The organism is Streptomyces sp. AMJ-169, from assembly GCF_055597585.1.
In genome coordinates, this window is record NZ_JBVLTJ010000017.1 from 140,257 (window position 1) to 163,026 (window position 22,770).

General features: G+C 72.4%; 19 protein-coding genes and 3 tRNA genes. 9 read left to right on the plus strand and 13 right to left on the minus strand.

Going from position 1 to position 22,770, the window contains the following annotated elements; genetic code table 11:
• Positions 1-73 precede the first annotated feature (73 nt).
• The 3 genes from ACYUD3_RS33235 (at position 74) to ACYUD3_RS33245 (ending at position 1,285) form a co-directional block, all read left to right on the plus strand.
• On the plus strand, positions 74-448 hold the full coding sequence (locus tag ACYUD3_RS33235; protein WP_470978334.1) for a hypothetical protein: 375 nt from the start codon (positions 74-76) through the stop codon (positions 446-448).
• A 176-nt stretch (positions 449-624) separates the two neighbouring features.
• Positions 625-1,221 (plus strand): hypothetical protein, encoded by a 597-nt coding sequence (locus ACYUD3_RS33240; RefSeq protein ID WP_470978336.1) that lies wholly within the window; start codon positions 625-627, stop codon positions 1,219-1,221.
• Positions 1,212-1,285: transfer RNA gene (locus ACYUD3_RS33245), tRNA-Lys, on the plus strand. Before ACYUD3_RS33240 ends, ACYUD3_RS33245 begins: the two co-directional genes overlap by 10 nt.
• A 57-nt stretch (positions 1,286-1,342) precedes the next feature.
• Here ACYUD3_RS33245 and ACYUD3_RS33250 read toward each other — a convergent pair.
• Positions 1,343-2,623 (minus strand): M6 family metalloprotease domain-containing protein, encoded by a 1,281-nt coding sequence (locus tag ACYUD3_RS33250; protein WP_470978339.1) that lies wholly within the window; start codon positions 2,621-2,623, stop codon positions 1,343-1,345.
• 318 nt (positions 2,624-2,941) lie between these two features.
• On the opposite strand from ACYUD3_RS33250, the gene ACYUD3_RS33255 reads away from it, so the two are divergent.
• A complete protein-coding gene (locus ACYUD3_RS33255) occupies positions 2,942-4,897 on the plus strand; it encodes a putative bifunctional diguanylate cyclase/phosphodiesterase (protein ID WP_470978343.1) in 1,956 nt (651 codons plus the stop codon).
• 68 nt (positions 4,898-4,965) lie between these two features.
• Here the strand turns inward: ACYUD3_RS33255 and ACYUD3_RS33260 are convergent, their stop codons facing one another.
• From ACYUD3_RS33260 to ACYUD3_RS33270, 3 genes are all read right to left on the minus strand, one after another.
• Positions 4,966-6,048, minus strand: a complete 1,083-nt coding sequence (locus ACYUD3_RS33260) for an LLM class flavin-dependent oxidoreductase (RefSeq protein ID WP_470978346.1) — start codon at positions 6,046-6,048, stop codon at positions 4,966-4,968.
• A 61-nt stretch (positions 6,049-6,109) separates the two neighbouring features.
• Positions 6,110-6,592 (minus strand): hypothetical protein, encoded by a 483-nt coding sequence (locus ACYUD3_RS33265; protein ID WP_470978349.1) that lies wholly within the window; start codon positions 6,590-6,592, stop codon positions 6,110-6,112.
• Between the two features lie 29 nt (positions 6,593-6,621).
• Positions 6,622-7,218 carry a decarboxylase gene (locus ACYUD3_RS33270; RefSeq protein WP_470978352.1) on the minus strand — a complete coding sequence of 199 codons (597 nt, stop codon included), beginning with the start codon at positions 7,216-7,218 and terminating at the stop codon, positions 6,622-6,624.
• 177 nt (positions 7,219-7,395) lie between these two features.
• On the opposite strand from ACYUD3_RS33270, the gene ACYUD3_RS33275 reads away from it, so the two are divergent.
• From ACYUD3_RS33275 to ACYUD3_RS33285, 3 genes are all read left to right on the plus strand, one after another.
• Positions 7,396-8,355 (plus strand): D-2-hydroxyacid dehydrogenase, encoded by a 960-nt coding sequence (locus tag ACYUD3_RS33275; RefSeq protein WP_470978355.1) that lies wholly within the window; start codon positions 7,396-7,398, stop codon positions 8,353-8,355.
• A gap of 264 nt (positions 8,356-8,619) precedes the next feature.
• Complete coding sequence (locus tag ACYUD3_RS33280; protein WP_470978357.1) at positions 8,620-9,363, plus strand: IclR family transcriptional regulator; 744 nt, start codon at positions 8,620-8,622, stop codon at positions 9,361-9,363.
• Positions 9,364-9,455: 92 nt separating this feature from the next.
• A tRNA-Lys gene (locus ACYUD3_RS33285) sits at positions 9,456-9,529 on the plus strand.
• 21 nt (positions 9,530-9,550) lie between these two features.
• On the opposite strand, the gene ACYUD3_RS33290 is transcribed toward ACYUD3_RS33285, so the two are convergent.
• From ACYUD3_RS33290 to ACYUD3_RS33305, 4 genes are all read right to left on the minus strand, one after another.
• Positions 9,551-11,146: an AMP-binding protein gene (locus ACYUD3_RS33290; RefSeq protein ID WP_470978360.1), complete on the minus strand. Its 1,596-nt coding sequence runs from the start codon at positions 11,144-11,146 to the stop codon at positions 9,551-9,553.
• A 34-nt stretch (positions 11,147-11,180) separates the two neighbouring features.
• Positions 11,181-11,660, minus strand: coding sequence for a DUF3592 domain-containing protein (locus ACYUD3_RS33295; protein ID WP_470978392.1), 480 nt, complete (start codon positions 11,658-11,660; stop codon positions 11,181-11,183).
• 138 nt (positions 11,661-11,798) lie between these two features.
• Positions 11,799-13,052: an SPFH domain-containing protein gene (locus tag ACYUD3_RS33300; protein ID WP_470978363.1), complete on the minus strand. Its 1,254-nt coding sequence runs from the start codon at positions 13,050-13,052 to the stop codon at positions 11,799-11,801.
• A 77-nt stretch (positions 13,053-13,129) separates the two neighbouring features.
• On the minus strand, positions 13,130-14,545 hold the full coding sequence (locus ACYUD3_RS33305) for a peptidoglycan-binding protein (protein WP_470978366.1): 1,416 nt from the start codon (positions 14,543-14,545) through the stop codon (positions 13,130-13,132).
• A gap of 174 nt (positions 14,546-14,719) precedes the next feature.
• Here ACYUD3_RS33305 and ACYUD3_RS33310 point away from each other — a divergent pair.
• A tRNA-Lys gene (locus tag ACYUD3_RS33310) sits at positions 14,720-14,793 on the plus strand.
• Positions 14,794-14,933: 140 nt separating this feature from the next.
• A complete protein-coding gene (locus ACYUD3_RS33315; RefSeq protein WP_470978369.1) occupies positions 14,934-15,713 on the plus strand; it encodes an ANTAR domain-containing protein in 780 nt (259 codons plus the stop codon).
• A gap of 271 nt (positions 15,714-15,984) precedes the next feature.
• On the opposite strand, the gene ACYUD3_RS33320 is transcribed toward ACYUD3_RS33315, so the two are convergent.
• The 5 genes from ACYUD3_RS33320 to ACYUD3_RS33340 form a co-directional block, all read right to left on the minus strand.
• Positions 15,985-16,590, minus strand: coding sequence for a class F sortase (locus tag ACYUD3_RS33320; protein ID WP_470978394.1), 606 nt, complete (start codon positions 16,588-16,590; stop codon positions 15,985-15,987).
• A 374-nt stretch (positions 16,591-16,964) separates the two neighbouring features.
• Positions 16,965-17,780 carry a hypothetical protein gene (locus ACYUD3_RS33325; RefSeq protein WP_470978372.1) on the minus strand — a complete coding sequence of 272 codons (816 nt, stop codon included), beginning with the start codon at positions 17,778-17,780 and terminating at the stop codon, positions 16,965-16,967.
• A 308-nt stretch (positions 17,781-18,088) separates the two neighbouring features.
• Positions 18,089-18,868 (minus strand): HAD-IIA family hydrolase, encoded by a 780-nt coding sequence (locus ACYUD3_RS33330; protein WP_470978374.1) that lies wholly within the window; start codon positions 18,866-18,868, stop codon positions 18,089-18,091.
• A 425-nt stretch (positions 18,869-19,293) separates the two neighbouring features.
• Entirely contained in the window at positions 19,294-19,839 is a 546-nt protein-coding gene (locus tag ACYUD3_RS33335; RefSeq protein ID WP_470978377.1) for a hypothetical protein, read from the minus strand.
• A gap of 1,784 nt (positions 19,840-21,623) precedes the next feature.
• Entirely contained in the window at positions 21,624-22,631 is a 1,008-nt protein-coding gene (locus ACYUD3_RS33340) for an ROK family protein (protein WP_470978380.1), read from the minus strand.
• Positions 22,632-22,770 lie beyond the last annotated feature (139 nt).

The window sequence follows — 22,770 nt, forward strand, 5'->3', positions numbered from 1 at the left end:
CCGAGGGCCTCTTGCGGAGGCAGGGGACAATGGAAGGTGGTCCGCAATCGCATCGTAGGAAGAGGAGAACGACATGGCGGAGCCCACGCCGCGGCACAACGGACGGCGGCTACGCCCCGCGCCCCTGCTCTTCGAGCCGGCCGAGGCGGCCGGTGACGCCGAGCACTTCTTCGACCTGGAGTCGATCGAGGACCCCCGGGCGCTGCTGGCCCGCGCGACCGAGCTGACCCAAGCCTTCCGTGCCGCCGCCGACCGCGCCACCGAGTTCCAGGCCATGGCCGCCGCCCAACTGGCCGACCCCCGCCGTTTCGACCGCCTCACCCCGGCCGACATCGCCGAACACGCCCAGTGGACCGAGGACTACGCGAAGAAGATGGTCGAGTTCGGCCGGGACCTGCTGCGCGGCGAGGAGGCGGGGGAGGGCCGCAGCGCGGTGGAGCCGATCTGAGAGAGGGCCCCGGCGACTCCGGGCGACGCCCCGACTCCGCGCAGCGCCCCACCCCCTCGCCACCCCAACCCCCTGGCATATGCCAGCCGCGCAAGATACCCCCTCCCCCACCCCCTTGTCCCCATTTCCCGCAACTCTCTGGGGCGGAGAGTTCACACCCGGTAGACATGTCTCCCATGAGGAGCGCTTGGGACGAATGTGAGCGGGTTTCGGGGGTCACCGCCGATGGGGCCGCCTGGCTGGCCTCGGCGGGCGGGTACGCGCGGAGCGTGCTGGCGCTGTGGGCCGAGCGGCCCGGTGTGCCGGTGGTGCTGGGCTGCGGGAACGTCTTCGACGTCGTCAGCACGTCCGTGCTGTTCGGGCGGCGGATGGTGGACCGGCTGTGGAGCGAGGGGGACGGGTCCGGGCCCGTCGCCGTCTGCCGGGGGCGCATGCTGCTCTTCGCCGCGCCGGGCACCGCCCAGCGGCTGCCGTCGCTGCTGGGCTGGGAGGAGTGGGGCGGCGACAGCGGTCGTACGGCCGCGATCCCGGCGCTGCTCTGCCACGGCACCGGCGACGCCATCACCGTACCGGCGATCCACCGTGCCAGCGCCGGCAGCGGCCTCCCGGGCAACCGCTGGCTCGTCGCCCCCGACTCGCGTCACCCCTGGCTGCCGGGGCCCGAGGTACTGCTGTGGGCGGCGGTTAGGGCGGCCCGCAGCGGGGTATCAGCAGCGATTTCCCCCTCCGGCGATCCTGATGCTAAGGTCTACGACGTCAGCAGGCGCCGCTAGCTCAGTTGGTTAGAGCAGCTGACTCTTAATCAGCGGGTCCGGGGTTCGAGTCCCTGGCGGCGCACAGACGGGAAAGGCCCCCTACTTCGGTAGGGGGCCTTTCTGCTGCGACGGCGACCGACTACTCCACCCCCGGCGTGATCCGCACCGTCCAAGCCCCCGCAGCCGTCCTCCCCTCCACCTCCACCCGCACCCCCCGCTCCCCCTCCCCGGCCGGGACGGTGAAGCTCTCCCCCGCGCCGACCGGGGCGTCCGCGAGCGGGGGATGGACCGAGTTCTCCCAGCAGGCCTCGGTGTGCGGATGGGCGTCGACCACCTCCATCGGGCCCGTCCCGGAGCTCGCCGCGCTGCGGATCCGGTAGATGAGGATGCCGGAGCGGCAGGAGGCGAAGTCGTTGCCGAGGGGGCCGCGGGCCTCGAAGGCGAGGGCGGTGTCGGCGCCGGTGCGCACGACCGCGAGTTTCGTGCCGTTGCCGAGGCCGAAGGCGGGCGAGCCGGAGGCGCGGCTGACCGGGACGCCGGGGCCGGCCTCCAGCGGTTCCATGGTCAGCCGGGTCGTACCCGGGCCGCGTACGCACACCACCTGTCTCGGTTCCAGCCACCCCAGCTTCCACTTGTGCCAGCCGAAGAGGTCCGGCGCCATCCCGAACTGGCTGCCCATCAGGTCCCAGTCTCCGACGTAGGTGTCCCAGTCGCCTTTGCCGTCGACGGGCCGGTGGTAGAGGTCGGGCAGGTCGAAGACGTGGCCGGTCTCGTGGGCGAGGACCAGCCGGTCGGGCGGGTGCTTCTCGAAGACGGTGACGACGCGGCGGATGTCGGTGCCGTCGGCGCGCAGCGGGGTGTCGAGGTTGACGACCTTGGTCGCGTCGGAGTCGACGCCGGGGGCGTCCGGGTCGGCGACGAAGTAGACGAGGTCGTAGCGGGAGTAGTCGACGGCCGGGTCGCTGACGGCGAGCGCGTCGCGCAGGTAGGCGGCGCGGTGGGCGGCGTTCCAGTCGCGCTGTATGGCGTACGCGGCGGCGGGTCTCGGCATCCGCAGCCACCGCTTGAGGGGGTGGGCGCGGAGGGTGAACTTGCCGTAGGAGGCGCGGCGGAAGAAGTCGGAGGTGGCCGGGAAGTGGTCGGCGGCGAGGTCGGCGGGGGTGGTCTTCGGGGTGGTGCCGGGGAAGGAGAGGAAGACCATGACGGCGTTGAGGGTGCGGACCGGGCGGGGGTAGGCCGTGTTCCAGGTGTCGAGGCCCTCGGAGTGGTGGGCGGCGGTGCGGGCCAGGGCGCAGGGGGCGGTGGAGAAGGGTTCGGCCACCGACGGGCTGCCGAGGACGGAGGTCGCGGCGAGCGCGGAGAGGGTGGTGGACACGGCCGCGAGCCCCCGCAGTCGGGGGCGCGGGAGCGGACGCGGCACAGGGACCTCCGGGGCGGGCGGATCAGGGACACCGGAAATCAGCTTGGCCGCGTTTGTCGTACTACGCCCTGTTCGCCTGCATCCAACGAGTGAGCGGCCGGGCAGGGGCGACACCCCGGAATCCTCACGGAACGTCACTTCCGGTCCGGTGTCCGCAGAACCGGTCCCGCTCCGGGCAGAAACGATCTGTCAGAACGGTTGCCCGGTCATGGACACTGGGCAGTGGCTGCGGCACTCGGGGCCCAGCCTCTATGATCGGCACACTTTCCTGACTCTTTTCTGCGCGGACAGAGATCGAGTGCACTGCGGGAGCGAGCGGTGAGCGGAACGTCCGAAGGGCCGACGCCCGCGGCAGACCTCGACCGGTCCGCCGTAACAGAGAGTGATCCTTTGGCATCGGATGGTGCGGGTGGGGCTCCGCCTGGGGAGCCCGTGAGTCTCGTCGTCGAGGCGGTCGAGATGCTGGAGACACCGTCGGGCTTCGGGCTCGACCCCGTCAGCGTGTCCCCCGCGGCCGGCAGCGACCTGCCGGCCGCGTCGTATCGCGCGGTCTTCGCCGCGTCGCCGCTGGCCATGGCGGTGGTGGGGCGCGACGGCCTGGTCACGGCGGTGAACGACGCGTTCGGCGAGGTCCTCGGGACCGCGCCCGGCGCGCTGGTCGGCCGCGGCGCCGCCGACCTCCTCGACCTCGCCTCCGACGCGCGCACCTGGCACGCCTACCGGGAGGTCCTCCTCGGCCGGCAGGCCACCCTGCGCTGCGCGCGGCGGCTGAAGCGGCCCGACGGGCGGACGCTGTGGGCGCGGGTGACGGTGTCGCCGCTCGGCGACGGCACGGACGGCCCGCCGGGCGTCCTGCTGTCGGTCGCCGACATCAGCGCCCGGCGCGAACTCCAGGCCCGGCTGCGCCACCTCCAGATGCACGATCCGGTCACGCGCTTGCCGAATCGCGCACTTTTCTTCGAACGGCTTTCGGCCGCCCTGGAGAACGACGCGTACGACCAGAGCGGCACCGGCCGGATCGGGCTGTGCTACCTCGACCTCGACGGTTTCAAGGCCGTCAACGACACCCTCGGTCACCGCGTCGGGGACCGGCTCCTCGCGGCGGTGGCCGACCGGCTGAACGCGTGCGCGGAGGACGCGGGCCGGGCGCGCGGCAACCGCCCGCTGGTCGCCCGGCTCGGCGGCGACGAGTTCGCCCTGCTGGTCGCCGACTCCACCGGCACCGACCAGCTCGCCGAGCTGGCGGAGGCGGTCCTCAAAGCGCTTCAGGCCCCGTTCGACCTGGACGGCCAGCGGCTCAACGTCACCGCGTCGATCGGGGTGGTCGAGCGGCACGCGGCGGGTACGACGGCGACGGGCCTGGTCCAGGCCGCCGACACGACGCTGTACTGGGCCAAGGTCGACGGCAAGTCCCGCTGGACGCTGTTCGACCCCGAGCGCAACGCGCACCTCATGACCCGGCAGGCGCTCGCGTCGACCTTGCGGCCGGCGATCGAGCGGGGCGAGTTCGTGCTGGAGTACCAGCCGCTGGTCGGGATGGCCGACGGGATCCTGCACGGGGTGGAGGCGCTGGTGCGCTGGGACCACCCGCGTTTCGGCCTGTTGCCGCCGAATCGGTTCGTCGGGCTGGCCGAGGAGGACGGCTCGATCGTGCCGCTCGGGCGCTGGGTTCTGGCCACCGCCTGCCGGCAGGCGCGCAGCTGGCAGCTCGCGCAGCCCGGCGAGGCGCCGCTGTTCGTGAGCGTGAACGTCGCCGTCCGGCAGGTGTGGGACTCGGATCTGGTCGCCGACGTCGCGGACATCCTGTCCGAGACCGGGCTGCCGCCGGGCCTGTTGCAGCTGGAGCTGACCGAGTCGGCCGTCATGGGCTCCGCGGGCCGCCCCTTGCAGGCGCTCCAGGCTTTGAGCGACATGGGGGTGCGGATCGCGATCGACGACTTCGGCACCGGGTACTCGAACCTCGCCTACCTCAGCCGGCTGCCGGTGTCAGTACTGAAACTGGACGGTTCCTTCGTCCGGGGCTTCCAGTACGACGGGTCGGGGGCGCCGCCGAATCCGGCCGACGAGGTGGTCGTCGAGGCGATGATCGACCTGGCGCACCGGCTGGGGCTGACGGTGACGGCGGAGTGCGTGGAGACGGCGTCGCAGGCGGCGCGGCTGCGGAGCATCGGGTGTGACACGGGGCAGGGGTGGCTGTACTCGCGGCCCGTGTCGGCGGAGCGGATCGCGGAGTTGCATGTGGGCGGGGTGGGGGGCCGGGTGGGGCGGGCGTAACTCCGGCCCGCCCGGGGCCTGTTCACTTCGGGCCGGCCCAAGCCCCCTTCACCTCGGCCCCCTTCGGCTCACGCCTTCGGCAGCCCGTACCCGTCCGCGATCAACTCGTAGGACCGCAGCCGGAGTTCGCCGCTGTGGGCGTGGCTCGTCAGCATCAACTCGTCGGCGCCCGTGCGCTTTTGGAGGTCGGTGAGGCCGGTGATGACCTCGTCCTGGGCGCCGTGGACGATGTTGGCGGACCAGGAGGTCACGAACTCCTCCTCCATGGGCGTGAATTGATGGGCGTCGGTCTCCTCGGGGGAGGGGAAGAGGCCGGGGTGGCCGGTGCGCAGGCGGAGCATGTTGAGGCTGGTGGCGCGGATCTGGCGGCGGGCCTCGGCGGGGTCGTCGGCGGCGAGGACGGAGACGCCGATCAGGGCGTAGGGGGTGTCCAGGACGGCCGAGGGCTTGAAGGACTCGCGGTAGAGGTCGAGCGCGGGGACGGTGTTCTGCGCGGAGAAGTGGTGTGCGAAGGCGAACGGCAGGCCGAGCATGCCGGCGAGGCGGGCGCTGAAGCCGGAGGAGCCGAGCAGCCAGACCGGCGGGCGGTGCGGGGACTGGACGCCGCCGGGGGAGGTCGACTGGATGGGGCCGGGGACCGCGTGGATGCGGCGGTAGGGGTGGCCGTCGGGGAAGTCGTCGTCCAGGAAGCGGATGAGTTCGGCGAGTTGCTGGGGGAAGTCGTCGGCGCCCTCGTGCGGGCGGTCCTGGCGGCGCAGGGCGGCGGCGGTGGCGCCGTCGGTGCCCGGGGCGCGGCCGAGGCCGAGGTCGACGCGGTGCGGGGCGAGCGCTTCGAGGGTGCCGAACTGTTCCGCGATGACCAGCGGGGCGTGGTTGGGCAGCATCACGCCGCCCGAGCCGAGCCTGATCCGCTCGGTGTGCGCGGCGAGGTGGGCCAGGATCACGGCCGGCGAGGAGGACGCGACGCCGGGCATGGAGTGGTGCTCGGCGACCCAGTACCGGTGGAACCCGCGCGCCTCGGCGGCCTTGGCGAGCCGCACGCTGGTCCGCAAGGCGTCCGAGGCGGTGCTCCCACTCCCCACGGTCACCAGATCCAGCACGGACAACGCCACCGGCGCCCCACCCAACGCCGCCCCACGGATCTCGCCCACCGCATGCCTCCTGTATCAACGCCAACGGGTACCGGGAACGCTAACAGGAGACAGTCCCCGTTTATTCCCGCGCGGTGGACACGGAGAACTTCTCCCCGCCGTAGACGGACTCGTAGCTGATGTCGATCACCAGCCGCCCGTTGACCAGTTCCCACAGGTGTTCGAGGCGGAGGGGGTCGTCGGACTCATAAACAAGCAGCAGGATCGGCTGCCCGGCGGGGAGGACCGAGCCCCCGCGTACGGTGCGGAACGCCGTCGGTTTGATCTCGCCCACGAGAATCCGGTGCTTGACCTCCCGGGTCCACTGGCCCGCGACCTCTCCGTCCAGCCGCACCACCGTGCGCGTGACGACGGCCGGTCCAAGGCCCGCGTTGAGCAGCCGCAGCGCCACGCGCCGCTCCTCGTGCAGCCGTGCGAGCTGGAGGATCGGCCGTACCGACTGCCGATTGTGCTCCCGCATCGCCCGCCCCTGACCATGGCTGACCCACAGCGAGCCCAGCGCGATGACCGTCGCCGCGACGGCTATGACCGTTTCCGACCGCACGCCCCGCCCCCGTCCAGAGCCGCCCCGGCTCATGCCTGCACAACGGACTCCCGAACGAAAAGCTGCCCCAATTTCGGTGCGTTCACCCGTCGCTCCGCCAGCCGTAGCCCCTCCCACACCGAAACCTGATGAGCCGTCAACACCGGTACCCCCAGCTCTCGTTCGAGTTCCAGGATGCGGGTCACCGTTCGTTCCGTCGGGTCCGGGAGGAGGAGGGCCTGGGCGTTCTTCGGGAAGGGGGCGGCGGGCAGGACCGTCAGGCCCGCCTCTGTCAGGAAGTCCGTGAACACCCCGGCCGGCCCGGTCACCGCCACCCGGCTCGCCCCCAGCTCCCCGGCCGCGTGGACGAACGCGAAGGCCGTCGACGACGCCGGGAGGCCCGCCGCGACGGCCAGCGCGCGCAGCTTCTCGTGCGCCCCCTGAAGGCCCGGGCGCGCGCTGGCGGTCGTGTCCGCCCAGACGACCGACTCGGCGCCCCCCAGCCGCAGTCGGCCCAGGTTCTCCGGGAGGGAGGTCGGGTCGGACGGGGCGAGGTCGATGCGGATGTCGCTGCCCAGGAGCTGTTCGATGCGGGGATAGTCGTCGTCGGCCGGGTCCCCGGGGACCAGCAGTCCTAGCGCGGTCATGGGCGGCCTTTCGTCGAGGCGTACCTAATTCCTTCATTTTGTACGGTTATGTCAGCGCGTTCCCTCCGGCGAGTGCCCCCTTCCTCCCCCGGTCCACCCGTACGGGCGTGTTGACGGCGCCCACCTCCGGTGCGAGCGTGAGCCGATCACGTCCCCCGGCCGCGAGGAACCCCCTCTATGCCCGCGCCCACGGTTGTCGTACTCGATGCGGATCCGCTCCCCCGGCTGGGCCGGCTGACCGGGCGGGCGAAGGTGGTGCACACCGGCCCGGCGGAGCTCGGCCGGCATCTGGCCCACGCCGACATACTCCTCGCCTGGGACACCCGCGCCCGCCTCGACTGGCCCGCCGGCGGCCCACGCCCCGCCTGGGTGCACACCCCCTCCGTCGAGGTCGACCACCTCCTCTCCCCCGCCCTCGCCGCCTCCGGCACCCTCCTCACCAACGCGCGCGGCGTCTTCGAGCAGAGCGTCGCCGAGCACGTCGCCGCCCTCGTCCTCGCCATGTCCAAAGGCCTGCCCGGGAGTTGGGAGGCGCAGCGGCGGCGCGAGTGGCGGCCGAAGGAGGTGCTGCGGGTGGCGCGGACCCGGGCGGTGGTGGTGGGCTCGGGTCCGGTCGGGCGGGCCGTCGTCCGCGTGCTGAAGGCGCTCGGCATCCATGTCGCGCTGGTCGGGCGGGTGCCCAGGACGGGGGTGTACGGGCCGGGGGATCTCGACCGGCTGCTGGCGCGGGCCGAGTGGGTGGTGGCCGCCGCGCCGCTGACCGAGGCGACCCGGGGGATGTTCGACGCCCGGCGGTTCGGGGTGATGCTGCCGTCGGCGCGGTTCGTGAACGTGGGGCGCGGCGAGCTGGTGGACGAGGCGGCGCTCGCGGAGGCGCTGCGGCGGCGGTGGATAGCGGGGGCCGCGCTGGACGTCGTCGCGCAGGAGCCGCTGGGCGCGGGGAGCCCGCTGTGGCAGGTGCCCGATCTGCTGATCTCGCCGCATGTCGGGGGGCGGACGGTGGGGTTCCACGATGTGCTGGCGGCGCAGTTCGTGGAGCTGTACGAGCGGTGGAGCCAAGGGCGTCCGCTGGCCAATGTCGTCGACCAGGCGCGGGGGTACGTACCCGGCCACTCGGGGGCCGCGCCGGCGGCGTAGACATGCCCGTGCGGCGAGCGGGGTGCGACCTCGCGGCTACCGGTCGTGAAGGGGCGAAGGGCGCTGGTCCGCGCTCCGGATCATCCCCTGGGCATCTGCGTTTCGGCCGTCGTCGCAGCTCGCGGGGGGCTACCGGCGAGTCTTGTTCTCGTCAACACCCCCTCCGCATCGGCCACTTGGCCGCTATCGTAGAGCTGATCCACCAGCAGGGAGCACGGCCGGAAAGCGACCCAGCGCCGATCTGCCATACCGAGGAGGACCGCGGTGAAGCTCGCCTCCCACCCGTCGGTCCAGGAGGCCCTGCGCGTCCTGGACACCGTCTCCCGTGCCGCCGCCGGCCTCACCGACACCGCCCTGGCCCGGCGCACCGGCCTCGGCCCCGACCGGCTGGCCCCGCTGCTGCGGATGCTGCGCCGCGAGGGGTACGTCGAGCGGCTCGCCGACGGCTCGTACACGGCGGGCGCGGCCCTCGCCCGGCTCGGCTCGGCGCACCAGCGCGAGCAGTCGCTGCGCGCCAAGCTCCAGCAGACCCTCGACCGGCTGCGCGACTCGCTGGGCGCGGCCGTGTACATCAGCCGGTACGTCGACGGGGAGATACAGGTCGAGCAGTACGCCGACAGCCCGCTGACGCCGGTCGTGCACGAGTGGGTCGACTTCCGCTCCTCCGCGCACGCGACCGCGATCGGCAAGAGCCTGCTGGTCCAGCTCGACCACGACGGCCGCCGCGACCACCTCTCCCGGCACAAGCTCCCCCGGCTCACCTCCCGCACCATCACCAGCGGCAAGCTCCTGCTGTCCCGGCTGGAGTCGCAGCCGACGGGCATGCCGGTCCTCGACCTCCAGGAGTACGCGGTCGGCACGGTCTGCGCGGCCGTCCCGATCACCGACGGCTCCTCGGTCGGCTGCCTCGCCCTGTCCCTGCCCGTCACGCACGCGCACCGGCTGCGCCAGGCGGCCGACACCCTGCACCGGCAGGCCGCTCCGGTGCTGATGGCGCTGGCGATCTGAGGGCCGGGAAAACGTGGTCGAGAGCACCCCTCGGGAGCAGGTAGTATTTTTCCTGTCGCCGGACGAAAGCAGTACAAAACCGGCGAGAGTCTGCGCCGCTAGCTCAGTTGGTTAGAGCAGCTGACTCTTAATCAGCGGGTCCGGGGTTCGAGTCCCTGGCGGCGCACAGAACGGAAGGACCTCCTGCTCAGGCAGGGGGTCCTTCTGCTTGTCCCAGCAATCGGTACGACTCCTGCCCCGGCCCCCGCCACCACACCGGGCCCGGACACCCCACCCCTTCCTGCCGCAGCCGCGACCGCCGGATCTTGTGCGTCGCGGTCACCGGCATCCGCTCCAGCAGCCGCACGAACCGGGGCGCCATCTTGGTCCCGAGATCGGGCTGCGCGCGTAAAAACTCCGCAAACCCCCGCCCGAACGTCTCCGGGTCGAAGTCCCCGGCGAGCGCCGCCATGACCTGGTCGCCGGTGACGGGATCGGGGACCGCGTACACGGCGACGGCGTCGACCCCGTCGTAGCGGGCCAGGATCTCCTCGATCAGGGCCGCCGCCAGGTTCTCGCCGTCGACGCGGATACGGTCGTCCGCGCGGCCGGCGAACCAGAGGTAGCCGTCGGTGTCGCGGTAGAAGAGGTCGCCGGTCCAGTAGCCGTCCGCGCGGCGGCGTTCGGCGTCGGCGGCCGGGTTGCGCCAGTACCCCTCGAAGGGGTTGGGCGCGTGATTGACCAACTCCCCTATCGCCTCGGTTCCGTTGAGGAGCAGCCCGGCCAAGTCCCGTACCGCGCGCGGGCATTCCTGTCCCGTCTCCGGGTTCCGTACGGCCAGTCCCGGCGCCGCCGGACCCACCGCGCCCGGCGGGGTGTCCGGGGTCCAACTCACCGCCGCGCCGCCCTCGCTGGAGCCGTAGCCCTCCACCAGGCCTACCCCGAACCGGAGTTGGAAGGCCGCCGCGTCCCGGGTGCCGGCCTCGGTGCCGAAGCCGGCGCGCAGGCGGTGGGCGCGGTCCTCGGCGGGGCGGGGCGGCGTGGCCAGGATGTACTGGATCGCGCGGCCGACGTAGGTGAAGTACGTGGCCCGGTAGCGGATGACGTCCCCGAGGAAGCCCGAGGCGGAGAAGCGGGAGCGCAGGGCGACGCCGGCGCCGGCGGCCAGGGCGGGGGCCCAGTCGGCGATGACCGCGTTGCCGTGGAACATCGGCATGCAGATGTAGTGGACGTCGTCGGGGCGGACGGCGAAGCGGGCGGCGAGGGCGCGGCCCGCGTTCGCCAGCCGGCCTTGCGTGCAGATCGCCGCCTTGGGGGCGCCGGTCGAGCCCGAGGTGAAAGAGAGGAGGAGGCGGTCGGCGGGGGTGGCGCGGGGGTCGGGCGGGGCGCCTTCGTAGGGGGCGAGGAGCGCCTCGTACGCGTCCGTTCCTGTGACCAGGATCCGGACGCCGGGGAGGTCCAGGCCGTGCAGGAGGGGGAGGTGGGACGGTTCGGTGACCAGGAGGCGGCATTCGGTGTGGCGGATGTCGCGGGCCAGGTCGGGGCCCCGGTGGGTGGGGTTGAGGCCGGCCACCGCCGCGCGGGCCAGGGCCGCCGCCGCGAGCCACAGGGGGAACTCCGGGGTGTTGTCGAGCAGGACGCCCACGTGGGGCGGCGGGCCGGGGAGGAGGTCCTGGAGGAGCGCGGCGCGGGTGGCCGCCGCCGCGGTGAGCTGGGCGCGGGTGAGGACGGTGTCCTGCCACCAGAGGGCGGGGCGGGGGTCGCCGTGGCCCGCCGCCACCAGGTCGGCAATGGTGGGTTCCATGGCGGGGGACGGTAGTTGACGGGGCGTCAGATGGCTATGGGGTGGGGAAGCCGTCGGTCGATGGGTCAATGAAGTCGAAGATCACGTGGGCGGTGGCCATGAAGGCGATGCAGCCGGCGGCGAAGAGGCCGAGGAAGAGGAGGAGGCAGCCGGACTCGGCCAGCAGGCGGCCCCGCTGCGGGCGCTTGGCGGTGGCCTGTTCCGGGCGGTCGGGGACGTAGTGGACGGTGACGAAGTCGCCCTCGACGGTCGTACCGGGGCCGTTCTCCTCCTCGAAGCGGACGGGGCGGCCGTCGCGGGTGGTGAACTCGTAGACGTGGTGGAGGGTCGTCGTCGTGCGGCCGTCGTCGAAGCCGCCGCTGGTGGTCGTGTAGGCGCGCAGGCAGCGGGCCTCCGCCGTGACGCCGCTGTCCCAGGCCCTGTTGACGCGGTGGGCGCGGTGGAGCAGGACGAAGGCGGTCGCGGCGGCCATGGCGAGCATGAGGGACGGGACTGTGTAGAAGAGGAGTTCTATGTGATTCCCCCGAGGTGATGGTGCGGTACCGGTGGTCTTCCGGTGCCGGGAACGTACCTCGGGGCGGGCGCCGCGTCTCTCAAGGGAAGCTCAGAGAACCCCAGTTCAGGGGGTTGGCCGGCCGGGGGTCCCCGCTGCTCAGGGCCCCTGCTCCCCCCTCCCCGCGCAGAACGCCACCGTCAGGTCCTTCACCAGGGCCTTGCGCTCGTAGTCGTCCAGCGCCACCAGGCCCCGCATCGTCAGCCGCGTGACCGTGTCCTCGACCGAGTCGACCACCGACGTCAGGACGGTCGCCCGGTGCTGGGCGTCCAGGGCGGCGATGCGGCGGCGGTGCATGGCGGCGGCGACCTCGGGGGCGTACTCGACCCTTACGGGCTGCACGGAGTACACCTCCAGGCCGATCGCCCCGGCGTCCGCCGCGACCAGCCGGGTCAGCGACTCCACCGTCGCCTCGACCGGCCCGCGCCCCGCACCCGGCATCTCCACCGCGACCCGCGCGAGCCCCGCCTCGACGCATTCGCGCAGGTAGCCCTCGTGGTCGTCGACCCCGAGCGTGGCCCGCGCGGTGTCGCGCACCCGCCACACCACCAGGACGACGACCCGCAGCGCGACCCCGCCGCCGTCCGCCGCCGGCATCGGCTCGCTGCGCCAGTGCCGCAGCCGTACGTCGACCCGGCGGCGCAGCAGGAGGGGGTTGACCCAGAGGAGTCCGGTGCGGCGGACCGTGCCCCGGTAGCGGCCGAAGAGGCCCAGCACCCAGGCCCGGCCCGTCCCGCCGCGCGCGAGCCCGCCGAACCCGAACAGCCCGAGCGTGCCCGCCCCGGCGTACGCGGCCCACTGGAGCGGGCCGAGGCCGGCGCCCGCGTACGCGGGGAGTTGCAGCGCCTCGACGGCGAGGGGCGGGAGCACGCCCGCCCACCAGGAGGTCGCCACGCAGCCGGCGGCTCCGCAGGCGCCGGCGAGGACGCCTGCCGCGCCGGGGAGGACTCGGGCGGGGCGTTCGACGAGAGCGGGGTCGACTTGGGCGACCGGGCGGGGGGTGGGGGGGCCGGGGCGGCGGAAGCGGGGTTGTTGCGGGGGGTGGGGGGAGAGGGGGGTGCGGCCGATGTGGGCGGGGGCGGAGGGGAGGGGGTGGTGGTCGGGGTCGTCTCGGAAGAGGAGGTGTACGGGGATTTCGGTGGTGGATTCGTTTTGGATGAGGCGGGTGGGGCGGGGGGTGAGTAGGGGGGCTTCTTGGGGGGCTGGGGGGTGAGTGTCTGGGGTGCGGGTCTCTGGGGTTCGTGCCGTGCCCGGGGGCTGTGAAGTGGCCGGTGTCTCCGGGGAGTTCGGCGTCTGTGAGTCGTCCGCTGCCTGTTCGGCGTTCGCTGCGTGTGGGGTGTTCGTCCTGTTCATTGCTGCCTCCAGCCTCCGCGCCAGATGCGTCGTACTGCTTGCCTTATCGCGCCCTGCGGGGGTCCCCGCAGGGGTGGTCAGGAGAAGAGGCGCCTCCAGGTCTCGGGGCCCGGGTAGCCGTCGGCGGCGGCGCCCCGCCAGCCCTGGGCGCGCTGGAATGCCTCCACCGCGCGGCGGTCCGCGTCGCCCCAGCGGGGGCCGGGGCCCGAGGCGTAGTACCGGCCGAGGCCCTTGCGTACGAGCTGGCGGCCGAGGCGGGTGATGTGGTCGTTGCTCGCGCCGGGGCGGAAGGCGGAGCGGCCGGGGTAGGTGGGGGGTGGGGCGGGGGGACCGGGGGCGCCGAGGGGGGGTGGGGTGCCGGGGGTGGTTCCCGGGGGGCTGGGGGCTGGGGCGGCTGAGAGGGCTGAGGTCGTTGGGGCGGCTGAGGTCGCTGGGGTGGCTGGGGTGGCTCCCGAAGTTCCGGGGGCCGGAGTGGCTCCTGTGGCTGGGGTGGCTCCGGGCGCCGCCGGGATGTCGTTGCCCTTTCCGCTCGCCAGCAGCGTCCAGGTGTCGGGGCCCGGGATGCCGTCCGCGCCCGCGCCCTTCCAGCCCTGCGCCTGCTGGAAGGCCTGGGTCGCGCGGCGGTCGGCGTCGCCCCAGCGGGGGCCCGGTCCTGTCGTATAGAAACGCCGCGCGCCGCGTTCGACCAGGAGGCGGCCGAGCAGGGTGACGTACGAATTGTTCGCGCCGGGGCCGAAATAGGCGCGGCCGGGGAAAGGGGTCTCGGTGCCGCCGGTGCTTTCCTGTTCGGCGCCCGCCGCCGCGCCCGTCACGCCTTTGTAGCGATAGGCGACGTAACTGTCGGAATGGCTCCAATAGGCGTACGGGGTGGATTGGCGGCGGGTGCGCGGGCGGGTCTGCTCGTAGGCCGTGTAGTAGCTGTGCGTGTAGTCCGTCCAGCCGCCGAAGATGACGACATGGGACCCCTTCTGAGGGTCTGTGGGATTGTGGAAGAGGAGGATGTCGCCGGGCTGGAGGTCGTCCTTGGAAATGCGGACGGCATAGCGGTCGAGGGTGCCTGTCCATTCGTTTCCGGGAAGATTCCAGGCCATCGAGACAAATCCGGAGCAGTCCTGCCGGTAACCGTCGGACCAGTACGCCGTCATGCTGTACGGGACTTTCTCCGTGACCCATTTCTTGGCCCGGTTGATGATGTCGGCGCGGGTCGTGGCGGGCGGCTCCGCGGGGGTGGCCGGGCGGCCCGGGGAGCCGTTGAGCGGGGCCGCGCCGCCCTGGGGGGTGTCGGGTTCGGCCTGGACGGGGGCGTGCGCGGCGGCCGGCGGGGCGTGGGCCGCGCCGAGGACGGTGGCGGCGGTGGCGGTCGCCACGACGATCAGGGGGCGGGCCGCCGGGGCGGCCGCCGCCGGCTTCGGCCCCAGCAGCCGTCGCTCGGCGCACCCGGCGCAGCCGCAGTCGCTCGCGGGATCGAATTCCTCGAATACCGGAGTCCTCATGAGATGCCCCTCACACTCCAGCCGAAATGTCCACTCCTGTGCACATCCGTCAGTTTCTCAACTGTCACCGGGGCGCGCATGTTGACGGTCCGAATGATGTACACGGTCACTCCGGGTCACCTCGGGCTGGTCGGAACCACCCCTGGAGGTCCGGTAGAGTTCTCTCGTCAGCAGGCGCCGCTAGCTCAGTTGGTTAGAGCAGCTGACTCTTAATCAGCGGGTCCGGGGTTCGAGTCCCTGGCGGCGCACAGACGGGAAAAGCCTTCCACTTCGGTGGGGGGCTTTTTTCTTTGTCCCAACTCCCCTTCGGCGGCACGGCTACGGCCGCGCCGCCCGGGGTAGATGCCGACGCACAAGGGGCGGGCTCGGCATGCGGGAGGGCACATAAATGCAGGACAGCCGGTTGACGACGGCCTTGGTACGGGCCGCGGACACCCTCACGGACGGTTTCGACGTCACCGTCTACCTCCGGCGGGTCTCCGGCTGGTGCGCGGAGCTGCTCGCGGCGCGGGCGGTGGGGATCATGCTGACGGACGGGGACCAGGTGGTGGCGCTCGCCGGAAGCAGCCACCAACAGGGCCTCGCCACCGCCCTGTTGGCAGCGCAGCACACCTGCGGCCCGTGCCGGGAGACCTTGCGCACGGGCCGCACGGTACCGCCGGTCTCCCTGCACTCCCCCCAAGTAGCCGCACGCTGGCCCGAGTTCACCGCACGGGCGGTGCGCGGCGGGGCGACGACGACGTTCGCGGTGCCGGTCCGACAAGGGGACGCGGTGCTGGGCGCGCTCAATGTCCTTTTGGACGAGGGAAGTTCGGCGTCCGACGACGCTCCGGCGGTGGCCCGGGCCCTCGCGGACGCGGTGGCGATGGGGCTGCGCAATCATCACGCGTACGACCGATACCGCACGCTCTGCGGGCAGTTGGAGCACGCGCTGTCGAGCCGGGTGCGGATCGAGCAGGCCAAGGGGATGCTGGCCGAACGGCAGCAGACCGACCCGGAGTCCGCCTTCGAGGTGATGCGGCGCTACGCCAGACAGCGGCGGCTCCCGCTCGATCTGGTGGCCCGCTGCATCGTCGAACGGTCCCTGGGGGAGGCGGAGTTGAGCGGGCTGATGGAGCCGGCGCCGCGCCGGCCGCCGTACGTCTGGCAGGACACCTGCGAGGGGTGACTGATAGTCATCGGGTCGCAGCTTGGCGTCAAACCCTCTAGGCCGCGGGCCCGTTTGGTCCTACAGTCATGAGGAGTCTTCTCCTACGGCCCCAGCCCCCGGCCGGTCACGCCTCAGGTTCCTTTCCCGAACCTCCCGCGCCGGTCGCCGGGTTACTCCCGCAGCCCGAGCGCGCGCGGTCGAGGACCTGCCCGGTCGGCGGTCTCGGGGGAGCGGACCGCCGACCGGGGCAGGTGCAACTTCGCTGTTTCACCGGGAGCTTGGGTGACCGTCAGGGCCCGGCCTTCGTGAGGTACGCCGACACGATCACGTTCGCCGTGTAGCTGCGGCTCGCCCTGTCGAAGGGCCCGCCGCAGGTGATGAGCCGGAGTTCGGCGCGGCCCGACTGCCGTACGCCGTAGGCGCGTCCGGCGTCGAAGCGGTCGCGCCGGACGACCTGGACGTCGTCCACCGTGAACTCGGCGACCCTCCCGTCAGCCCGGATCACCCGGACTTTCGCGCCCGCCTTGAGGGTGCTGAGCTTGTAGAACACGGCCGGCCGGGTCTCGGTGTCGACGTGCCCGACCAGCAGCGCGGTGCCGCGCGCGCCGGGGGTGACACCGGCGTCGTACCAGCCGACGACGCCCGCCTGGTCGTAGGGCGGCGCGTCGATCGCACCCCGGCTGTCGAGGCCGCGGCCGATGACGGGGGCCTGGACGCCGAGCCCGGGGATGTCGATCCGCTGAGGCACGGCTCTGTTCAACGGGTGGGCGGGGGGCGGGAGTTCGGGGTCCGCGGGGCGGCCGACGGCGGCGATGTCGCCGGTGGTCGGGGCGGATATCCCGTGCCGCACGTCGGTCAACTCCCTTCCCCAGAGCCAGAGTCCGAGGAGGAGGATGGCCCAGGTGAGGCCGGTGAGGAGGCGGGCGGGGGTGGAGGGGTGGGGGTGGGTGGCGTATCCGGAGGGGTGGTTGTGGCGGGGGTGGGGGGTGTGGGGGGTGTGGCTGGAGGGGGTTTCGCGGGTGGGGCGGGGGGTGGGTTCGGAGGGGGGGTCGCGTCTGGCGTGGGGTTTGGGGGCGAAGGGGGTCTGGTGGGCGGGGCGGGAGTTGGGACCGGGAGGGGGCTCGTGGGCGGGGCGGGAGTTGGGACCGGAAGGGGTCTCGTGGGCGGCACGGGAACTGGGACCGGAAGGGGTCTCGTGGGCGGCACGGTGTTCGTGGCCGGTGCCGTAGCTGGTGCCGTGGCCGGCTCGGGGGGCGGGTTCTGGCACGGTCAGTCCGCTCCGTCGCCGCGTCTGCGGCGGGCTCCGCGTAGGGCGATGGCTGCGGCGGCCAGGGCGGTGAGGGCCAGGCCGGTGATCGCGTGGGCGGTGCCGGGGCCTTCGGCGCGGGCTTCCGGGTCGGCTTCGGCCTCGGCGAGGGGTTGGGTGTTCTTGCCGGGGGTGGCGCCGGGGTCGGTGTTCTTGCCGGGGACGGTTCCTTCGGCGGAGTCGGGGGTTCTGCCGGGGGCCGTGTCTCTGCCGGGCTCAGTGCCCTTGCCGGGCTCGGTGTCCCTGCCGGGCTCGGTGTCCTTGGCGGTTCCGCCGCCGCCCGCGTGGACGGGGGCCACCGGGGAGGCGTACGGGGCCGGGGGGTTGTGCTGGGCCGGGGAGTTGGGCTGGTGCCCGCCGTCTCTGCCGGCGCCTCCACCTCCGCCGCCTCCGTCCGGTTGCCGGTCGCCGGGTTTCGGGGGGCCCACGACCGTGAGCTTGCCCTTGATCTCGAAGTCGGCGCAGGTGATGCGGACGTCGTAGGCGCCGGGCGCGACGGTCGAGCGGACCTTCGTCTCGCCGATCAACTGACCGTCGCTACCGGCCAGGCGGGCGTCGGAGACAAAGGCGTCCGACACGGCCTTCGCGGTCTTGCCGGCGCAGCCGCTGACCCTCAGCGCGACCTCGGCTCCGGCCGCCGGGGTCTGCGGGGTCACCGCGATCTCACGCCCGCCGTCCACCGTGTCCGCCGCGTGGGCCGGTGGGGCGTACAGCGCGGGGGTGAGCAGGAGTACGGCGGCGAGGATGCCGTCACGGAATGCGAGACGCGGTGAGCCCATCGTGAACCTCCAGATACCTGGAGGCTCCCCTAGGGGGAAGGCTGGCGCATCTGTAGCGGGGCGGGGTTGGTCCGTAAGGGTGGTACCGGGGTTGTCCCGGAGAGGGGGGCTCGGGGGTGTGCTGCGCCTCTTAGGAGGCCGTCCCTTAGAGGTGCCCTAGGGGGATGTCCTTAGGGTGCCGTTCCCTTAGGGGCGCGCCCTTAAGGAGCCGTCCCTTAGGGGCGAGCCCGTAGGTGCCGTCCCTAAGGGGCGAGCCTGTGAGTGCCGTTCCCTAGGGGCTCGCCCGTAGGTGCCGTTCCCCTAGGGGATCAGATCCGTTCGACCAGGTCCGCGATCGAGCCGACGACCTTCGACGGGCGGTACGGGTAGTTCTCCACCTGCTCCGCCTGGGTCAGCCCCGTGAGCACGAGGAACGTCTGCATACCGGCCTCGATGCCCGCGAGGACGTCGGTGTCCATACGGTCACCGATCATCGCGCTGCTCTCGGAGTGGGCGCCGATCGCGTTGAGCCCCGTACGCATCATCAGGGGGTTCGGCTTGCCCGCGAAGTACGGCTTGCTGCCGGTCGCCTTCGTGATCAGCGCGGCCACCGCACCGGTCGCGGGCAGCGGGCCCTCGGTGGAGGGGCCGGTCTCGTCGGGGTTCGTGCAGATGAAACGGGCGCCGGCGTTGATCAGCCGGACCGCCTTCGTCATCGCCTCGAAGGAGTAGGTGCGCGTCTCGCCGAGCACGACGTAGTCCGGCTCGTGGTCGGTCAGCACGTACCCGATGTCGTGCAGCGCCGTCGTCAGCCCCGCCTCGCCGATCACGTACGCCGTGCCGCCCGGCCGCTGGTCGTCGAGGAACTTCGCCGTCGCCAGCGCGGAGGTCCAGATGTTGTCGACCGGCACCTCCAGGCCCATCCGCTTGAGGCGGGCGTGCAGGTCGCGCGGGGTGTAGATGGAGTTGTTGGTCAGCACCAGGAACGGCTTGCCCGACTCCCGCAGCTTCTTCAGGAACGCGTCGGCACCGGGGATCGGCACCCCCTCATGGATCAGCACCCCGTCCATGTCGGTGAGCCACGACTCGATGGGCTTGCGATCTGCCATGTCCGGGTTCTCCTGCCGTACCGTGCGCGGATGCAACGTGAGTGCATCGGGGTCAGCCTATGCAAGGTCGGATCTTGAGGGAATGGGTGGGTTTTGGGAGGGGTGGGGTGGAGGGGGCCGGGCAGAGGGCGGGCAGGTGGAGTGGCGGCCCTTAAGGGTGGGGGCAGCATCCAAAGGGGTGTGGGGAGGATCCAGCCCCCTAGGGCAAGGTCAGTCCTTAAGGGTGGGGGCGGCGCCTCAGGGGGCGTGGGGGTGTGGTCGTACCCAAGGGATGTCCCCTAGGTGGGGGTGCGGGAGGCTTCAGGGGAGGGCCAGCCCCTAGGGGCAGGGTCAGTCCCTAAGGGTGGGGGCAGCCCTTAGGGGTGGAGGTTCCCTTAAGGGAGGCAGTTCTTAAGGGAGGGACGGCCCTTAAGGGGCGCGGTCGCTCAGCGGCGGCGTCTCGCGAGCAGCAGCCCCACCCCCGCCGCGACGAAGCACACCGCAGCCGTCAGTCCTCCCGCGATCGAGCCGAGCCCCAGGCCGGTGCGGGCGAGTTCGCGGGCCTCGTCGGCGAGGGAGCGGCCGGCGAGGGAGGGGGGTTCGGAGGGGCCGACGGGGTTGTCGGCGGAAGCGTCGGCGGGGACGTCGGCAGAGGCATCGACGCCGCTGCCGGGGCCGACGGTGAAACGGTAGGCGTTGGACTCCCCCACCCACGTCCCGTCGTCGCCGCGCTTCTGTACGACGGCGGCGCGGGCGGTGATCTCGTCGGCGGGGGCGTCGGAGGTGAAGGACAGACGGAGCCGGACGCTGAGCGTGCCGCGCGCGGGAACCGTGAACCCGGCGAAACCGCCGCCATCCCCGGTGAACGGCGCCACCAGCTCATCCGCATCCGTCCCCTCGAACCGCACCTCCCGCTCCCGCCCCCCGTCCCGAAACTCCAGCCGGGCCTGCGACGCCTTCAACACCCGCCGCGCGTCAACAAGCACAACCACCGGATGAATCCCGGCACAGCTGCGCGCGGTGGTGTTGACGAGATCGAGATACCAGATGCCGTATCCCCCGCCGGCCTCGTAGACATTCGGACCGCCGCGAAGACGGGAGGCGAGGGGGAAGTCCGCGGCAGAGGGGGCGGCGCAGGCGGGGAGAGCTAGGGCGCGGGGAACGGCGCGAGCGGCAGGAGCTAGGGCAGCGGGAGGGGTTGAAGCGGGGAGGCGGGGAGCGGCGAGGGCGGCGGGGGCAGGGAGAGCCTCAGCGACAGAGGCTTGGGCAGCGGGAATGGCTGGAGCCGGGAGGCGAGGAGCGGCAAGGGCAGCGGGAGCCGAGAGGGCCGGGGCACGCGGAATGGCGCGGACGGCATGGGCTTGAGCGGCAGGAGCCGGGAGGGCCTGAGCAGCAGGAGACGAAAGAGCTGCGGCACGCGAACCAGCGCGAGCGGCAGAGGTAGGGAGGCCAGGAGCCGCCAGGCCAGCGGAATTAGGGAACGCCGGGGCAGCGAGAGCGGGGAGAGCTGGAGCGGCAGGGGTCTGAGCTGCGGAGGCGGGAAGACCAAGGGCTGCGAGGCCGGCGAGAGTCAGGTGGGCCGGGGCAGCAAGGGCTTCGGAGGCTTGAGCGACGGAAGCAAAGAGGGCCGGAACAGGGAGAGCTGGGGCACGCGGAACAGCGCGGGCGGCAGGGGCGGAAAGGCCGGGAGCCGCCAGGCCGGCGGAAGCCCGGAAGGTCCGAGCAGCGGGGGCAGAGAGGCTTGCGGTGGCTGGAACAGCGAGGGCGGCGGGGGCAGGCAGAGCCCCGGCGGCGGAGGCGGGGAGAGCCAGGGCGCGGGCGGCGGGGGCCTGGGCTGCGGGAGCCGTTAGGGCGGCAGGTGTCGCATGGGCCCGGGCGGTGGCCATGGCGGGCGGGCCCGTGAGGATGCCGGTGAGGGTGGGGGTCAGTGCGAGGGTCGCGGCGGCGGCCAAGTGCGCGGAGGTTCGGCGGGGGCGGGACTGGCGTGAACGCGAAGACGTCGGCGTCGGCGAGGGTGAGCAAGGGGTTGGAGACCTGGGCGGGGACGGAATCGGGGACGGTCGCATGGTCATGTGAGCCTGCCGAAGCCGCCGAGGTTTCCTGGGCCGCCGCTCCGGGGCGGTTCGGAGTCCGCCCGTTCAGCTCATACGATTCTTTGCGCGCGCCGGGTTCGGGTGGGGACGGGGAACCTTACGGGGTACGCCTTACGGAGTGGGCCGTACAGGACTCGCCCTACGGGGTTGGCACTACGGAGTTAGCCCCTACGGGGTTCGCCGTCCGGCACGTCCCTTACGGGAAGCTCCCTTAAGGGATCCGCTCTACGGGGGTTGGCCTCTACGGGGTTCGCCGTACGAGGTTCACCCAACGGGACGCCCCTACGGGAAGCCTTCCCACGAGACACCCTTACGGGAAGCCCTCCCACGGGAACCCCTTACGGGAAGCCTTCCCACGAGACACCCTTACGGGAAGCCCTCCCACGGGAACCCCTTACGGGAAGCCCTCCCACGAGACACCCGTACGGGAAGCCCTACTACGAGAACCCCTTACGGGAACCACCCCTACGGGAAGCCCTCCCACAGGAAGCCCCCTTACGGGATCCACCCTACGGAATCAGCCCTACGGGATCCGCCACACCAAAAGCCCCTTAAGGGAACCCCCAGCAGCAAACCCCCTCGCCGAACTTGCCGCCCCCCCTTACGCCCCCCGCCCAAGCCCCCTCGCCAAACTTGCCCCCCTTACGAACCTCCCCCACCCCAAGCCCCCAAGGCACACCCCCTCACCCATTCCCCCTCCCGAACACCGGCCCCAACAACAACTGCGCCGCCCCCACGGCAACCCCCCGCACCCCTACCCCGGCAACCCCCACCAACCCGCTCCCGACCACAGCGGACACCCCCGCCACGAACACCTCCGGCGCCGACATCACCGTACGGCCGCCCAGGAGCACCCGGTCGATGTCCAGCAGAGCCACCAAGTTGGCCGCACCTATGCCCAACACCCTTGCCGCCTCCCCCAGTTCCCCCTCCGCGATGGCCTTGAGGCACAGCACCTCGATGCAGCCGGACTTGCCGCAGGGGCAGACGGGACCGTCGAGTTGGATGATCTGGTGGCCGAACTCGCCCGCGCCCGTGCGCACTCCACGATGGACCGCACCGTCGATGACGAGCCCCGCGCCGAGGCCGGTGCCGAGGTGGAGGTAGGCGAAGGAGCCGGACTCGCCGGCGGCGGCCAGGGCGAGGGCGGCGGCGTTGGTGTCCTTGTCGACGACCACGGGCAACCCCAGTTCACGGGCCAGGGTGTCCCTTAGGGGAAAGCCGTCCCAGTCAGGAAAGCCGGTGACACGACCGAGGACACCGAGCCGGTGATCGAGCGGCCCGGGAAGAGCGACCCCGACCCCCAGCAGCCCGGCGACGGCAGAGCCGCCGACCCCACCAACGCCGTCAGAGAAGCCGGCGCCACCGACGACGCCAGAGAAGCCTGGGCCACCGGAAACACCGCCCCCACCGACGCCACCGACGCCACCGACGCCAGACAAGCCGACGCCACCGGAAACCCCAGAGCCGCCGCCAACTCCAGCACCCCCACCAACCTCACCAACCCCGCCGCCCTCAGCAACCCCAGCCGCTCCGGCACGCCGAGCAACCCCAGCAACTCCGACAGCCCCACCCACTCCAGCAGCCCCGACAACTCCAGCACCACTACCACCCCCGACAGCCCCAGCACGTCCAGCAGCCCCACCACCCCCCGCAAATCCAGCAAGCCCAGCAGCCCCAGCCCCCCTCACAGCACCACCAGCCCCCTCACCCCCGAAAGCCCCGCCACCCCCATCAACCCCATCACCCCCAGCAGCCCCAACCTCACCGCCACCCCCCACACCCCCCACCCCACAAATCCCCCCCACCTCCCGAACCACCCCCGCAACA